The 247-nt window shown below is 66.4% G+C and carries 1 protein-coding gene; it reads right to left on the bottom strand.

The features are described 5' to 3' along the window. Positions 1 to 44: 44 nt before the first annotated feature. A partial coding sequence (locus MFF64_RS39155; RefSeq protein WP_238194084.1) for a hypothetical protein occupies positions 45 to 247 on the bottom strand: 203 nt, incomplete at its 5' end.

Genomic DNA, 247 nt, shown 5'->3' with positions numbered 1-247 from the left:
CCCCAAGGACCCTGTTGGAAGATCCCCCCACCCGCAAAGACGTGTTAGCTGAAGGCCCCAAGCACCTTCTTGCCCACGAGGCCGAGCCTTCTGTACTGCGCCGCCAGGGCCTCGGCCTGGTAGTGGAGGTCCTCCTGGGAGAGGTACTCGGGCATCCAGCCCAGGACGGGGCTTGGGGTGAGGTGCATCAGGCTCGCCCCTTCCGGGGACTTCGGGTTTTCCCCGAGGTAGGCGAGCCACTCCTCCC

It is taken from the genome of Methylobacterium frigidaeris, assembly GCF_022179185.1.
GTDB classification, from domain to species: Bacteria; Pseudomonadota; Alphaproteobacteria; order Rhizobiales; family Beijerinckiaceae; genus Methylobacterium; species Methylobacterium frigidaeris.
This window is presented reverse-complemented; position numbering and strand designations above follow the sequence as displayed.